This window comes from Mesorhizobium sp. CNPSo 4671, assembly GCF_057784245.1.
Map to the genome: position 1 here is coordinate 420,208 of NZ_JBWLUW010000002.1, position 13,479 is coordinate 433,686.

Genomic DNA, 13,479 nt, shown 5'->3' on the forward strand with positions numbered 1-13,479 from the left:
ATCGTGCGGCCCCTGGCGGCTCGCGCGGGCGCGCTGCTTTTGACGCTATGGCTGGTCAGCGCGCTGGTCTTCCTCGCCGGGCAAGTGCTGCCCGGCGATGTCGGCCGCGTCATGCTCGGCCCGTTCGCCGATGCGCAGGCGGTCGCCGAGCTCAACCGCAAGCTCGGCACCGACCAGCCGATCCCCTCGCAGTACTGGCACTGGTTCAGCAAGGCGATCACCGGGGATTTCGGCGACTCGCTGTCGATGCGTGCGCCGGTGGCGCCGTTCGTTCTGTCGAGCATCAAGAATTCCGCGGCACTGGCCGGCGTCGTGCTTTTGTTCCTGGTGCCGATCGGCATCGGTGCCGGCGTCGTCGCGGGCCTGCGCTCGGGGAGCCTTGCCGACAGGCTGATCGTGCTGACCGGGGTCTCGCTCTCGATCGTGCCCGACTTCGTCTCCGGCCTGTTGCTGCTGATGGTCTTCGGCCTGTGGCTGGCCTGGTTTCCGATTTCCGGGACGGCGCCGGATGGGGCCGGCTTCTGGACGTCCAGCTACCACCTCATCCTGCCGGCGCTGCCGCTGGTGCTGAACCTGATCGGCTATGTCGCGCGCATGACCAGGGCAGGGGTGATCGAGGCGCGCGGCGCGGACTATACGCGCACCGCCATCCTAAAGGGCCTTAGCCCCTCGCAGGTGCTGTTCAAGCATGTGCTGCGCAACGCGCTGGTGCCGACGGTGGCGGTCATCGCCACCCAGAGCGGCTTCCTGCTCGGCGGGCTGGTGGTGATCGAGGCGCTGTTCGGCATTCAGGGCCTCGGCAATCTGGTGCTGAGCGCGGCCAAGGCACGCGACTTCCCGATGCTCGAGGCCGGCGTGCTGGTGATGGCTGCGATCTTCGTGTCGACGGCGGCGATCGGCGATCTGCTGCAGGCGCTGCTCGATCCGCGCCAGCGCCGGCGCAACGCGCTATGACCGATCTCGCCCAGTCTCCCGTGCGCGGCGATATCAGGCTCTCCTGGATCGGCCGGCTGCGTGGTCTTCTGCCTGATGTGGCGCCGTCGACCGTGATCGGCTCAGTGGTGTTGCTGTTCTGGATCGCCTGCGCTGTGTTCGGCACGCAATTCGTGCCGTTCGACCCCTATGCCGAGGATTTCCTGTCGATGATGACGCCGCCCGACGCGGTGCACTGGTTCGGCACCGACCAGCTCGGCCGCGACGTGCTTTCGCGCATCGTCGTCGGCTCGCGCGACATCCTGCTGGTGGCGCCGCTGGCGACGCTGGCGGGTGTCACCACCGGCAGCATCATCGGCCTGGTGCTCGGCACCTTTGGCGGCCTAGTCGATGCTGTCGGCGCGCGGCTGCTCGATGCCGTCATGTCGCTGCCCTTCATCTTGCTGGTTACGATGGCGCTGGTGGCGATCGGCCCGTCCAACCTCACCGTCATCCTGGTGATCGGCCTTGCCTACGCGCCGCTGGTGGCGCGCACCGTGCGCACCGCCGCGCGCGAACAGCGCGAGCGCGACTACATCAGCGCCGCCCGGCTGGCCGGCGAAGGACGGCTGGCGATCATGTTCCTCGAAATCCTGCCCAATGTGCGGGAAACCATCCTGATCGAACTCATCACCCGGCTCGGTTACGCCTTCTTCTCGATCGTGACGCTGAGCTTCCTCGGCCTCGGCATCCAGCCGCCATCGGCCGACTGGGGGCTGGCGATTGCCGACGGCTACGGCTTCCTCACCGGCGGCAAATGGTGGGTGGTGGTGTTCAATTCAGCCGCCATCATCTCGCTGGTGATGGCCACCAACCTTATCGCGCAAGGCATCGGCGCCTTCGAGAACAGCGACAAATGAGTTGCGAATTTCACCACGCAAAGCCGGCGATTCGATCGAATTTCTTTGCAACCCGTTAATTTGGCCATGCTGTTAATGAGCAACTTCTAATGCATGTCGACCGGAACCGCGCAGCGGTTTGGGACAACGACATGCGCGAAACTGATTGATTTGGCGCGGGGTACGCAATGACCAAGAATCTCGGCAATGCACGCTATATGCCGCCCAAGGACACAAGGACGTCCTTCTTGAGCAAGGCCGCGCCGGCGCTGTTTCCGCTCGTCGTGGCGGCGTTGGGATACATGATCGGCAGGCAGTTCTTCGGCATCTAGGTTCCGATAGCTCAGGGTATCAGGCACCGATTTCGACAAACGTGTCCTCGGCGTTGGCGTCCACCCGCTTGACGCGTTCGCTGGCCAGAAGCACGACCGGGCAGCCGACTGCTGCGAGCACCGCTGTCGCGGTGTCGCCGAAGAACAGATCCTCGCCCGGCCGTTGGCTGACCCCCATCACCACCATCGCGGCCCCTTTGGCCACCTCCCTGGCGATCGCCCTGTCGGCCGTGGCCCGGGTGCGGATCGCGGTGTCGACGGCGACGCCGTAGCGGTCTGCGAGATCGGCGACATCCTTGAGCACGGCTTCCTCCCGGCGGTGCGAAACCGACCCCGACCGGCTGCCTTGCCTGGCTTGCGAGACATAGAGCACCTTGACGCGGGCCTGGTGCGGCCGCGCCAGCGCCAGCGCGAATTCGGCGGCGCGGCGTGCTACCTCGGTGCCGTTGACGGGGACCAGTATCGTCGTCCCGGCGCGCAGCACGGGCATCTTTCCGTTGGCCTTGGCGCCGTTCAGCACCAGGCAGAGAGGGCCGTCGAAGCCAGTGCTGATGTTCTTCAGCGCGCCGCTGAAGGTGCCTTTTTCGGTCAGCGTGTTCTCCAGCCCGACGAGCAGAAGCCCATAGCCCTTGCGGGCTTCCGCGGCAATTGTCTCGGTGCTCGCTTCAAGCTCGGTGCGGGCTGTGAGGTGGACCTTGTCGACAAGCGTATCCTCAGCCTTGCTGACGGCTTCTGCACTTCGGGCGGCACCTTTCTTGACCTCCCTGGACGCCCGCTCCGGACCTTTGTCGCCGGCCTGCCGGGCGAACTTGCCGTCCTGGAGATGAAGCAGTGTGGTCGGCATGCCGCTGCCGCCGCCGACCAGGCCTGCGAGATAGGCGGTGAACTTGCCGACCGGGCTGTCGTCGACCAGCAGCAGCAGGCGCTGCAGCCTGGAGACGAAGCCGCGCTCGTCGAGCAATTCGCGGTCGACGCGCTGTTTCTCGGCGTGTTCAACCGGCAGGCGGCCGAGCGCCCAGCGCAGCATGGGCGGCATGGCAAGCGTGGTGATGACGGCCATAGTGACGATCATTGTGAACAGATTGTGGGACAGGATGTTCATCGACAGGCCGATGCTGGCGACGATGACCTCGGTCGAGCCGCGGGCGTTCATGGCGCTGCCGACGGCGGTGGCTTCCTTCAGCGACATGCCGGCCAGCCGGCCGCCGAGGAAAGCGCCGCCAAATTTGCCGACGCTCGCGATGGCGACCAGTGCCAGCGTCAGCAGCGCCAGCGTCGGGTCGGCAAGCACGGTGAGGTCCGCGGACAGGCCGGCCATGCCGAAGAACACCGGCATGAACAGGGCGGTGATGACGCCGCGCAACTGGCTCTCGATGTGATCGGACAGGATCGGCGATTCGCCGACCAGTATGCCGGCGACGAAGGCGCCGAGCACCGTGTGGACGCCGATCAGATTGGTCATCATGGCCATCACGCCCATGATGATGAGGATGACAGTGATGACGGCATATTCGCTGCGGAAAGAGTCGTTGCTCCAACGGATCAGCGTGAAGACCAGGCGGCGACCGATGGTAAGGGAAAGCACCATGAACAGCGCCACCTCGGCCACGGTGGTGATGAGCGGCAGAACCTGCAGGCTGCCATTGGTGGCGATGCCGAAGGTGATGGCGATGATCAGCCAGCCGATCGTGTCCTCGATGATGGCCGAGGAGATGATGACCTGGCCGAGCTTGCGGCGCATGAAGTTCATCTCGCGCACCACCATGGCGACGATCTTGACGGAGGAAATCGACAGCGCGGTGCCGAGGAACAGCCCGGCGACAATGCGCTGCCTCGGGTCGGGCAGCAGGGAGTCCGGCAGGAACTGCGCCAGAGCGAAGCCGCAGGCGAAGGGCACGACGACGCCGGTGATCGAGATCGAGAAACAGGCTGCCCCCACGCGGCGCACCAGGCGCAGGTCCGTCTCCATGCCGGTCAAGAGCAGGAGCAGCAGTATGCCGAGCTGTGACACGGCATCGATCATGCTCTTCTGCGCCGGATCGCTGGAGAAGATCTGGTGCTGCGCGTCAGGCCATATCAAACCGAAAAGGGAAGGTCCGAGCAGGATGCCCCCGATCAGCTGGCCCATGATCGCCGGCTGGCCGTAGCGCTGGAAGATTTCGCCGAGACCGCGTCCAACCAGCAGGAGAAGCACGATCTCGGCGACGAACAGGCCTTCGGCCGACCCGCCCATGCCCGAGGCATGGCCCGCCGGCTGCGCGGCGAAGGCGTTACTTGCCGGTTCAAGGGCAAGGATAGCCAGCACGAGAATGGCCGCGATGCGGCCTGACGCCGTTGCCAGTTGCCGGTTCATGGGTTCCCTCAAAACGTCGCGGCGGACTGACCATGACAACGCATGGCTGGCATTTGCGTTGCAGCCAGACGCGGATGTCAGACGCCGATGTCAGGCGTCCATGTCAGACATGGACGTCACCGAAGGTGAGTTCGCCGTCGCCGCCGGACGCGAAAAGGACGATGGCGAACAGCCAAGTATAGAATGCCGCCACGACGATGACGATTGCCACACCGGGAATGGGGCCAAGGGCGGCACTGTCGACAGCATAGCGAAGCGAGCCGACGAACCCGGTCCCGACACCCCCGGCCTGAAGGCTGGGCGTCGTTATTTTGAGCACCCAGGCCAGCAGCAGGATCATGAAGAGATAGATGTAATTCCGCCGCAGGCGGCGCGCCAGCGCGGCCCGGTGCGACAGCAGGAACTTCGGCGCGCGCAGACCTTCACCGACAATGAGCAGCCAATCCGAGGCGAAGTCAGGCTGTGGCGAGAAGATCTGCGCGAAATAGTGGCGCTCGAACTGGCGCACGCGCGCCCGGTAGAAGTCGAAGAACCGATAGCGGCGTGCCTCGATCCACAAAAGCAGCAGGATCAGCAACATGGCGAACAGCAGCACGCCGTGATGAGCACTGGCCGTCGACAGGGAGACCGAGAGCATCGCCGCCACCACGGTGATCGCCCAGTTCGTGGTCCTGTCGAGGCGATCGCGCCAGCCCGCCATGCGGGCGATCTCGGCGCGGTGAAAATGCGACAGCGTGTTCACACGTTCCGTCGATGAAAGGATGGGCCCCACGGGTTTTGCCGACGCATCGTTCATGACGTCCTCCGGCAAGGATTAAAACGCTTTGCCGGCAACATTGTTCCCTATGGCGAGATGCCGCGAACGGCGTATGGCCCGATTGTTCGCCCCGCTCCCGCTGACGGCGGCGATCCTGCCCCGGTGGCGGCGTGCCTGGGTCGCAAGATCGCGGGTCCGCGAGTGCCTATTCCGGCCCGCCGGTCCAGTCGACCAGCAGGGCGACGAGGCCGAAGGCGGCGCCGATGGCGCAGACCGCTGGCCAGCCGCCCCAGCTCCAGGCGATGCCGGCCAGCAAGGAGCCGATGGCGCCGCCGATGAAGAAGATGCCGACGAAAAGGCCGTTGAGGCGGCCGCGGGCCTGGGGTTGAAGCAAGTTGACGGCGCGGCGGCCGAGCGTCTGGTCGCCTGTGACGCCGATGTCGAGCAGCACGGCGCTGGCGCCCATCAGTACAAGCGGTTGCCATGAGGCTCCGGACTGGAAGGCGCCGGCCCAGGCGGCGAGCGCCATCGCGCCGATCAGCACGAGATGGCAGAAGATGGTGGCGGACCGTGTCCAGCCCTGATCGCCGGCGCGGCCGAACAGCGGCGTGACCACCGCGCCGCCGGCGCCGACGAGCGCGAACAGCGCAATGCCGCGCTGGCCAAGGCTGAAAGGCGGCTCTGCGAGGCGCAAGGCCACCGCCGTCCAGAACAGGCTGAACGCCGCCATCACCAGGGCCGCCGTAAGCGCCCGGCGCCGCAGCACCGGCTCGTCGCGCAGCAGGCCGAACAGCGACGCGATCAGCGCGCCATAGGACGATTTCGCCTCCGGGCGGCGTCGCGGCAAGGTGAAGGCGAGCACGCAGGCGAGCAGGACGAGTGCCCCGGCGCTGAGGCCGTAGAAGGCGCGCCAGCCCCAGGCGTCGGCGACGAGGCTGGCCAGCGGCCGCGCCAGCAGGATGCCGATCATCAGCCCGCTCATCACATCACCGATGACCCGTCCGGCCTCGCCGGGCGGCGCCATCGAGGCGGCGATCGGCACCAGGATCTGGATCGCCGAACAGGCGGCACCGAGGACGAACAGGACGATCAGCAGCGAGGCGATGGTGGGCGCGAAGGCGGCGACGCCGGCCGCAAGGGCGGCCGCCAGCAGCATGCGCAGGATCAAGGCGCGGTTCTCGGCAAGGTCGGCCATCGGCACCAGGAAGAACAGGCCGGCGGCATAGCCGAGCAGCGTAGCCATGGCGACAAGGCCGACGCTCGCGGCGCTGGCGCCGAGCGACGGGCCGATCAAGCTGACCAGCGTCTGCGGCGCGAACAGATTGGTGACGATGATGCCGGTGGAGGCTGCAAAAAGCAGCGTTTGCGGGCCGCTGATGGTGCCGGCCGACAGCCGCTCGCACAGCTGTCCGTCATTGGTGTCGGGCATGGGGTCCTCAATAAGTCGCATATTGTGAGAGGACTTTATGCCAGGCCATTATCATGCTACAATTCAATCAATTCGATAATGATTATGCGAGGTGCGCATGAACATCCATGACCTCGAAGCCTTCATCGCGGTGGTCGAAACCGGCTCGATCGTCGGCGCCTCGGCCAGGCTCAACCTCACCCAGCCGGGCGTCACGCGCCGCATCCAGAACCTCGAGGACGGGCTGGCGACGACACTGCTCGACCGCCAGTCGAAACCGCTGAAGCCGACGGCTTCCGGGCGCGAAGCCTATGAACATGGCAGGCGGGTGCTGCGCTCGCTGGAGGATTTGAAGGCCGGCGTGTCGCCGCAAGGCGAGGTCAAGGGCGAGTTCCGCCTGGGCATCATGCCCTATCTCTCCGATGCAGCACTGGCGCTGCCGCTCGACAGTCTGCGTGCCGCCTTTCCGCAGCTGGAGCTGCGCATCACCTCAGGTTGGTCGCCAAGACTGGTGGAGCAGGTGGCGCGCAGCGAACTCGACGCGGTGGCCGTTTGCCTCGCCGAAGGCCTGGCGCCGCCGGACGAGTTGGTCTGCGACGATCTCGGCACGCAATCGGTGCTGCTGGTCGCGTCGCCCGGTCTCGGCGTGCCGAGGCCGGCAAATCTTGCCGAACTGTCACGCTTTGCCTGGGTGATGAGCGAAAACGGCTGCGGTTTCCGCGCCTTCATCCGCCAGAGTCTCGAGGCGGCAAGGCTGCCGTTCCAGGTCGGGGTGGAGGCGCTCAGCGTCGACCTCAGAATGTCGCTGGTGGCGCGCGGCCACGGCATCGGCATCGTCACGCCCGGCGCCTTCGCCGACAGCCGCTGGCGCGACAAGGTGGAGGTCATCGACTGCCCCGACTTCAAACCGCAAGTGCGCGCCTGGCTGCTGCACCGCCCGCCGGCCGGGCGGCTCAGCCGCCCGATCGCGCTGTTTCGCGACGCGCTGATCGACGGGCTGAAGGTGCCGATGCCGCTGGTGTCGTGAGTTGGGCGGCCACACAGCGTTGACAAGCTGCGCGATGCCGATGCCGTTGTGTCGCGATTCATGCGCTTCATGGATCAACTCGGATGGACTGTGGAGCCGATACGGCAGGACGATTCAACCTGAGCCAAAAGCCCTTAGCCAGCGTCGCGACATTCCTGAATCCAATCAGGCGGTTGCAACGATCGCCGAATGCAACGGCTATCGCTCGCGCACACCGTGCAGCCAGTCGTTCAAGCCCATGTTTTCGAATGCTGACCAAGCCTATGAAGATATCGCCGGGTGCATGCGGCGTTAGGCACGCTTTGCATTCGACGATCACATTGCATTACCAGGTCTTGACCCTCTCGCAATGAACGCCAGATCGACCATGCCGGCGCCAGATGGGGCCGGTGCAGACGCGCGCGCCAGCTTCATGGGCGGCGGCGCGCTGGGCGATGGTCTTGTGACCGTCGAACTCGGGCAGGACGTGCCGGAGGCGATCGGACCAGAAGCAGAGCGAAAACAGCAAGCACAGAAGGGGCCGGCAGCGATGCCGGCTTCAGACGGCGCATTGTCCTCCGGAGCATGGCAAGCAGTGCATACAAACGTACCAGAAACAGGAAGGAGAAAGTGCAATGACCATTCGTGATCTCATGCCGTGGAACCGCGACACCAGCCAGTCTCCGACTCTCTTTCGCGAAGGCGACCGGGACCCGTTCATGGGCCTGCATCGCGAGATGAGCCGCCTGGTCGACGACATGTTCCGCGGCTTCGAGTCGCGGCTTCCGTCCATGGGCAGGTTCTCTTTGGCCGGCGGTGGCTGGCCCAGCGTGGAAATCTCCGAAACGGACAAGGAGATCCGCGTGACGGCCGAAATACCCGGCATGGAGGAGAAGGACATCGAGGTGTTGCTCGATGACGGCGTCCTGACGTTGCGCGGCGAAAAACACTCCGAAACCGACGACAAGGAGCGTCAGTTCTCCGAGCGGTTCTATGGCCGCTTCGAGCGTCGCATCCCGATCGGATTCGAAGTCGCGGAGGATAAGGTCGCGGCCGATTTCCACAACGGCGTATTGTCCGTGAGCTTGCCGAAGTCCGAGAAGGCGCAGAGCAAGGCGAAGCGCATTCCCATCGGCGGCAAGAGCACCAAGCACTAGAGCAGACCGGCAGGGCGGGCGTGCCGCTCACGCCCGCCCTGCATTTGCCGGCGGATCGCGCGCCGGTCACACGGACCTCTTGAGAATCCCCCAGCCTTCGGCATCATGGCGGCAGGGCTGGGAGCGCAAGGATGAGCAAGGCCATTTCCACCGCATCGGGCAAGTCCGCACCGCGCGAGGCGCCGATGGCGCTGACCGAGGCGCTGGTGGCGCGGACCATGCGGGTGGTCGAGGATGCCGGGCCGACGCCGGGCATGGTCTATATGCTGGACGCCGACTATGCGCGGTTTCGCGACGAGATCCTGGCCAGCGCGCCGGCCGGGCCGCTGAAGCTGTTCGCCTATGGTTCGCTGCTGTGGAAGCCGGCGGGCGAGGTGAGGGGTGGCGAGCGCGCGGTGGCGCGGGGCTGGCACCGGTCGTTCTGCTTCACGGTGCAGCGCTTTCGCGGCACGCTTGATCAGCCCGGCCTGATGATGGCGCTCGACCGTGGCGGCCAGTGCCAGGGCATGGTGTTCGAGATCGCCGAGCCGGTCGCCGAAAATCTGGAAGCGCTGCTGCGCCGCGAGATGACCATCCTGCCCGCCGTCAACGTGCCGCGCTGGCTGCGGGTGAGGACCGAGAGCGAGGAGGGCCGGGCGCTCGGCTTTGTCGTCGATCCCGCCAATCCGCGTTATGCCGGCAAGCTCGACAAGCAAGCGGTCGCGGCGACCTTGTCCCGGGCCGTCGGCCACTGGGGCTCTGGCGCGCAATATCTGTTCGAGACGATCCGCCATCTCGACGCCTGCGGCATACGCGACCGCAATCTGTGGCAGTTGCAGGAACTGGTGGCGCAGGAGATCGGGCGCACTCTTGCCGGCACCTAGCCGACCGCAGGTATTTGGGGCGTCCCAATCTTCCTCTTGACGAACATATATCCCTGTGGTTATACGTTAACCAATAGCCAACGGGTTATCGATCTGACATGCCTGACGCTCATGACATGCTCTTCAGGACGCTCGCCGACCCGACCAGGCGGGCGATCTTCGAACGGCTGTGCCGCCAGGGAGAGCAGACGGTGGGGGCGCTGACCAGCCAGTCCGGCGTCTCGCAGCCGGCGGTGTCGAAGCATCTCGGCCTGCTGAAGCAGGCCGGGCTGGTGCGCGACCGCCACGAAGGCCGCCAGACGCATTACAGCGCGCAGCTCGGCGCGCTGGCGCCGCTGATGGACTGGACACGTGAGATGGCCGGGTTCTGGGAAAGCCGGTTCGACGATCTCGAGGATTTGCTCAAAAGGATGGACCAGTGAACGATAGTGCCACTGAAAGCCGCACTGTCGTCGTCGAGCGGCAGATTTCCCATCCGCCGGAAAAACTCTGGCGCGCGCTGACGCAACCGCATCTGATCGAGGAGTGGCTGATGAAGAACGATTTCAAGCCCGCTGTCGGCCACCGCTTCAACATCAGCGCCGATTGGGGCGGCGTGCTCGACTGCGAAGTATTGGCCGTCGAGCCGAACAAGACGCTGTCCTACACCTGGAACCTCGCGCACCCCGATCCGGCTTTCGATCTCAGGAGCGTGGTGACCTTCACGCTGACCCCGATGCCAACCGGAACGCATCTGCGCATGGAACAATCCGGCTTCCGACCCGATCAGCGGCGCGCCTATGGCGGCGCCAGAACCGGCTGGCCGCAATTCTTCGAGAAGCTGGAGCAGCTTCTCGACCGGACCGACTGACCGGCCGATCGAACCCAAATCTTGACTTCACCGGGCGGTTCCCCGCCAGCAAAACCTATGGAGAAAGACGATGAAGATCAAACTGACCAGCATCTATGTCGACGACCAGGAGAAGGCGCTGGCCTTCTACACCGGCGTGCTCGGCCTGACCAAGAAGGCCGATTTCAGCAACGGGCCGTTCCGCTGGCTGACGGTCGCCTCGCCGGACGAGCCCGAAGGCACCGAGCTGCAATTGGCGCTCAACAACCAGCCGGCCGCCAAGGCCTATCAGCAGGCGATGTTCGAGCAGGGCCAGCCGGCGGTGATGTTCTTCACCGACGATATCAAGGGCGACCATGAGCGCATCACGGCGCGCGGCGGCACGTTCGCCATGGCTCCGACCGAGGTGACCGGCTCGACCATCGCCAAGCTGAACGATGGCTGCGGCAATCTCATCCAGATCACACAATTGGCGCGCTGGTAGCGCGCCCGGTTTCACGCGCTTTTCACGGGAGGTCATCTTGGACTGGAGCAAATGGATCAGGCAGGCGCATCGCTGGCTGTCGATCGTCTTCACGGCGACCGTTGTCGCCAATTTCGCCACCATGGCGTTTGGACAGCCGCCGGCCTGGGTGGTCTATTCGCCTCTGCCGCCGCTCTTCCTTTTGCTGTTCAGCGGCCTCTATATGTTCGTGCTGCCCTATGTCGCGAAAGGACGCGGCGCCCAGCGCGTCAACGGATAGGAGGAAAGGGCATGGCCAAGTCGACCGCCGCCAAGGCTGAACCAAAGCTGCTTTCCGGCGACAACCCGCGGATCGCCAAGGGTCATGGCGATGCTCCGGTGCAAGCCTATATTGCGGCGATGCCGGGCTGGAAGCGCGAGATGGGCGGGCGGCTCGACGCGCTCATCGAGCGCGCCGTGCCTGGTGTGCAAAAGGCGGTCAAATGGAACTCGCCGCTTTATGGCGTCGAGGGCGAGGGCTGGTTCCTCGGCCTCCATTGCTTCACCAAATACATCAAGGTGGCCTTCTTTCGCGGCTCGTCGCTGACGCCGGTGCCGCCGGGCGAATCCAAGAGCCAGGACACGCGCTACCTCAACATCCATGAGGACGACGCGTTCGACGAGGCGCAATTCAGCGCCTGGGTGAAACAAGCCAGCCAATTGCCTGGCGAGCGCATGTGAGCGTTCTATTGTTGATATTTTGAGGAGAAACGGCATGACCGGATCGCAGGAGAGCAAATCCCCCTCCGAACTGATCGACGGCAGGATCGAGGAATTAGGCGACTGGCGCGGCGAGATGCTGGCCCGGCTGCGCGCGCTCATTCATCAAGCCGATCCCGATGTGGTCGAGACCTGGAAGTGGCGCGGCGTGCCGGTGTGGGAGCATGACGGCATGATCTGCACCGGCGAAACCTACAAGAGCGTCGTCAAGCTGACCTTCGCCAAGGGGGCGGCGCTGCCCGATCCGGCGCGGCTGTTCAACTCCAGCCTCGAAGGCAATACGCGGCGGGCCATTGATTTTCAGAAGGGTGAAGAGGTCAACGAGGACGCGCTGAAGGCGTTGGTGCGAGCTGCGGTGGCTTTGAACAAGTCGAAGAGTCGCAAGTAATCCGCTGCGTCATCGTCATCACGCACAACGGTCAACGTCGGCGCTGCCCGTCACTGTCCTGCCGGCGTTTGATAGTGCATTGCAGCAGGCAAGAATGGCTCGCTGTCTGCCCCGCCAAGACAAGCTCGTTTACGATCTGGGAAGCTTGATGGTGCTAGACATCTGGAAATACGGCCGGCCGCCTTGGCCGGCCCGGATGGATTCGCCATGAACAGCCCGATGCGCATGCCGTGGGTGGACACGGCCAAAGGCCTCTCGATCATCCTCGTGGTCATGATGTACTCGGCCTACAACACCGGCGAGTACACCGGCGGCGTCGGCTTCCTGCATTATGTCATCGGCTTCGCGACGCCGTTCCGCATGCCGGAATTCTTCCTGATCTCCGGCCTGTTCCTGTCGCAGGTGATCGACCGGCCGTGGCGGCGCTACATAGACCGGCGGGCCGTCCACTATCTCTATTTCTACGTGCTGTGGGCGATCATCTCGATCGGTCTGAAGATCGGCATTTTCAGCCGGGATCCCGGCGGCATGCTGCACGACCTCGCAATGGCCGTCATCCAGCCCTATGGCGTGCTGTGGTTCATCTACATGCTGGCGGTGTTCGGCCTTGTCGCCAAGCTTTTGCGGCAGTTCCGCGTGCCCGCCTGGATGGTCATCCCGTGTGCAGCCGCGCTGCAGATGTGGGCGCCGCATCCCGACAGCTATGCGGTTGAACAATTCGCGGCCTATTTCGTGTTCTTCTATCTTGGCTTCGTGCTGGCGCCGCTGGTGTTCCGGCTGGTCGAATGGACGCAACCCCGCCCGATGCTGGCCGTCGCTGGCCTGGCTTTGTGGGCTGTCGTCAACGGCCTGCTCGTCTATTCGCCGGGCTATGCCATGCAGCCGGTCGGCATGCAGATGGGCCTGGCGGCATGGCCGCCGCTGCATCTCACGCTGGCCGTCGCAGGCGCCGTGGCGCTGTGCGTGCTTGGCGGCTTCCTGTCGACATTTCCTGTCATGGAATGGCTGCGCTGGCTCGGCGAACATTCGCTGGTCGTCTATGTCGCCTTCACCATCCCGATGTCGCTGTTCCGCGGCGCGGCACTGGCAAGCGGCCTGCTGACCGACACCGGCTTGCTCAGCCTGGCGGTGCTGCTGGTCTCGATCATCAGCCCGGTGGTGCTCTACCTCATCATCCAGCGCGTCGGCTTCGGCATGTTCCTGTTCGAGCGGCCGGCCTGGGCGCATGTCGACAACAGCGCGCCGCAAGCCGCACCAAAGACGGCGCTGCCTGCTGCCGTCGCCCAATCAAGCCGGACATAGTCGAGCCTGAGCAATTCCAGGAAAAGTGTGAAGCGGTTTTCCCGGGAAAAG

17 protein-coding genes are annotated in these 13,479 nt (G+C 64.9%); 14 read left to right on the forward strand and 3 right to left on the reverse strand.

Annotated features, from left to right (window positions below):
* The 3 genes from AC04SF_RS06400 to AC04SF_RS06410 all read left to right on the forward strand — a co-directional run bounded on the left by AC04SF_RS06400 (position 1) and on the right by AC04SF_RS06410 (position 2,143).
* Positions 1–954 carry an ABC transporter permease gene (locus AC04SF_RS06400; protein WP_488477339.1) on the forward strand — a complete coding sequence of 318 codons (954 nt, stop codon included), beginning with the start codon at positions 1–3 and terminating at the stop codon, positions 952–954.
* Entirely contained in the window at positions 951–1,832 is an 882-nt protein-coding gene (locus AC04SF_RS06405) for an ABC transporter permease (protein ID WP_488477016.1), read from the forward strand. Before AC04SF_RS06400 ends, AC04SF_RS06405 begins: the two co-directional genes overlap by 4 nt.
* Positions 1,833–1,999: 167 nt before the next feature.
* Positions 2,000–2,143 (forward strand): hypothetical protein, encoded by a 144-nt coding sequence (locus tag AC04SF_RS06410; protein ID WP_488477017.1) that lies wholly within the window; start codon positions 2,000–2,002, stop codon positions 2,141–2,143.
* A 19-nt stretch (positions 2,144–2,162) separates the two neighbouring features.
* Here the strand turns inward: AC04SF_RS06410 and AC04SF_RS06415 are convergent, their stop codons facing one another.
* From AC04SF_RS06415 to AC04SF_RS06425, 3 genes are all read right to left on the reverse strand, one after another.
* Positions 2,163–4,496, reverse strand: coding sequence for a cation:proton antiporter domain-containing protein (locus AC04SF_RS06415; protein WP_488477018.1), 2,334 nt, complete (start codon positions 4,494–4,496; stop codon positions 2,163–2,165).
* A gap of 103 nt (positions 4,497–4,599) precedes the next feature.
* Entirely contained in the window at positions 4,600–5,292 is a 693-nt protein-coding gene (locus tag AC04SF_RS06420; protein ID WP_488477019.1) for a DUF2270 domain-containing protein, read from the reverse strand.
* A gap of 166 nt (positions 5,293–5,458) precedes the next feature.
* On the reverse strand, positions 5,459–6,682 hold the full coding sequence (locus tag AC04SF_RS06425) for an MFS transporter (protein WP_488477020.1): 1,224 nt from the start codon (positions 6,680–6,682) through the stop codon (positions 5,459–5,461).
* Positions 6,683–6,779: 97 nt separating this feature from the next.
* Here AC04SF_RS06425 and AC04SF_RS06430 point away from each other — a divergent pair, with 97 nt between their 5' ends.
* The 11 genes from AC04SF_RS06430 (at position 6,780) to AC04SF_RS06480 (ending at position 13,428) form a co-directional block, all read left to right on the forward strand.
* Positions 6,780–7,688 carry a LysR family transcriptional regulator gene (locus AC04SF_RS06430; protein WP_488477021.1) on the forward strand — a complete coding sequence of 303 codons (909 nt, stop codon included), beginning with the start codon at positions 6,780–6,782 and terminating at the stop codon, positions 7,686–7,688.
* A gap of 349 nt (positions 7,689–8,037) precedes the next feature.
* Entirely contained in the window at positions 8,038–8,316 is a 279-nt protein-coding gene (locus tag AC04SF_RS06435; protein ID WP_488477022.1) for a hypothetical protein, read from the forward strand.
* Positions 8,303–8,824 (forward strand): Hsp20/alpha crystallin family protein, encoded by a 522-nt coding sequence (locus tag AC04SF_RS06440; protein ID WP_488477023.1) that lies wholly within the window; start codon positions 8,303–8,305, stop codon positions 8,822–8,824. Before AC04SF_RS06435 ends, AC04SF_RS06440 begins: the two co-directional genes overlap by 14 nt.
* Positions 8,825–8,955: 131 nt before the next feature.
* Entirely contained in the window at positions 8,956–9,687 is a 732-nt protein-coding gene (locus tag AC04SF_RS06445; RefSeq protein ID WP_488477024.1) for a gamma-glutamylcyclotransferase, read from the forward strand.
* Positions 9,688–9,785: 98 nt separating this feature from the next.
* A complete protein-coding gene (locus AC04SF_RS06450) occupies positions 9,786–10,109 on the forward strand; it encodes an ArsR/SmtB family transcription factor (protein WP_096448610.1) in 324 nt (107 codons plus the stop codon).
* Positions 10,106–10,537, forward strand: coding sequence for an SRPBCC family protein (locus AC04SF_RS06455; RefSeq protein WP_488477025.1), 432 nt, complete (start codon positions 10,106–10,108; stop codon positions 10,535–10,537). Before AC04SF_RS06450 ends, AC04SF_RS06455 begins: the two co-directional genes overlap by 4 nt.
* A gap of 70 nt (positions 10,538–10,607) precedes the next feature.
* Positions 10,608–11,000, forward strand: a complete 393-nt coding sequence (locus AC04SF_RS06460; RefSeq protein WP_488477026.1) for a VOC family protein — start codon at positions 10,608–10,610, stop codon at positions 10,998–11,000.
* A gap of 37 nt (positions 11,001–11,037) precedes the next feature.
* The gene (locus AC04SF_RS06465; protein WP_488477027.1) at positions 11,038–11,259 is read left to right on the forward strand and encodes a hypothetical protein; all 222 of its coding nucleotides are present in this window, start codon (positions 11,038–11,040) and stop codon (positions 11,257–11,259) included.
* Positions 11,260–11,270: 11 nt separating this feature from the next.
* Positions 11,271–11,699, forward strand: coding sequence for a DUF1801 domain-containing protein (locus tag AC04SF_RS06470; RefSeq protein WP_488477028.1), 429 nt, complete (start codon positions 11,271–11,273; stop codon positions 11,697–11,699).
* A 34-nt stretch (positions 11,700–11,733) separates the two neighbouring features.
* Positions 11,734–12,126, forward strand: a complete 393-nt coding sequence (locus tag AC04SF_RS06475; RefSeq protein ID WP_488477029.1) for a DUF1801 domain-containing protein — start codon at positions 11,734–11,736, stop codon at positions 12,124–12,126.
* 207 nt (positions 12,127–12,333) lie between these two features.
* Entirely contained in the window at positions 12,334–13,428 is a 1,095-nt protein-coding gene (locus tag AC04SF_RS06480; RefSeq protein WP_488477030.1) for an acyltransferase family protein, read from the forward strand.
* The last annotated feature ends 51 nt before the right edge of the window (positions 13,429–13,479 follow it).

Bases quoted from the DNA above. Each gene is read 5' to 3' on its own strand.
- AC04SF_RS06475 (WP_488477029.1), top strand. From the start codon at position 11,734: ATGACCGGATCGCAGGAGAGCAAATCCCCCTCCGAACTGATCGACGGC.
- AC04SF_RS06410 (WP_488477017.1), top strand. From the start codon at position 2,000: ATGACCAAGAATCTCGGCAATGCACGCTATATGCCGCCCAAGGACACA.
- AC04SF_RS06440 (WP_488477023.1), top strand. From the start codon at position 8,303: ATGACCATTCGTGATCTCATGCCGTGGAACCGCGACACCAGCCAGTCT.
- AC04SF_RS06470 (WP_488477028.1), top strand. From the start codon at position 11,271: ATGGCCAAGTCGACCGCCGCCAAGGCTGAACCAAAGCTGCTTTCCGGC.
- AC04SF_RS06430 (WP_488477021.1), top strand. From the start codon at position 6,780: ATGAACATCCATGACCTCGAAGCCTTCATCGCGGTGGTCGAAACCGGC.
- AC04SF_RS06445 (WP_488477024.1), top strand. From the start codon at position 8,956: ATGAGCAAGGCCATTTCCACCGCATCGGGCAAGTCCGCACCGCGCGAG.
- AC04SF_RS06420 (WP_488477019.1), bottom strand. From the start codon at position 5,292: ATGAACGATGCGTCGGCAAAACCCGTGGGGCCCATCCTTTCATCGACG.
- AC04SF_RS06450 (WP_096448610.1), top strand. From the start codon at position 9,786: ATGCCTGACGCTCATGACATGCTCTTCAGGACGCTCGCCGACCCGACC.
- AC04SF_RS06480 (WP_488477030.1), top strand. From the start codon at position 12,334: ATGAACAGCCCGATGCGCATGCCGTGGGTGGACACGGCCAAAGGCCTC.
- AC04SF_RS06415 (WP_488477018.1), bottom strand. From the start codon at position 4,496: ATGAACCGGCAACTGGCAACGGCGTCAGGCCGCATCGCGGCCATTCTC.
- AC04SF_RS06460 (WP_488477026.1), top strand. From the start codon at position 10,608: ATGAAGATCAAACTGACCAGCATCTATGTCGACGACCAGGAGAAGGCG.
- AC04SF_RS06425 (WP_488477020.1), bottom strand. From the start codon at position 6,682: ATGCCCGACACCAATGACGGACAGCTGTGCGAGCGGCTGTCGGCCGGC.
- AC04SF_RS06435 (WP_488477022.1), top strand. From the start codon at position 8,038: ATGAACGCCAGATCGACCATGCCGGCGCCAGATGGGGCCGGTGCAGAC.
- AC04SF_RS06405 (WP_488477016.1), top strand. From the start codon at position 951: ATGACCGATCTCGCCCAGTCTCCCGTGCGCGGCGATATCAGGCTCTCC.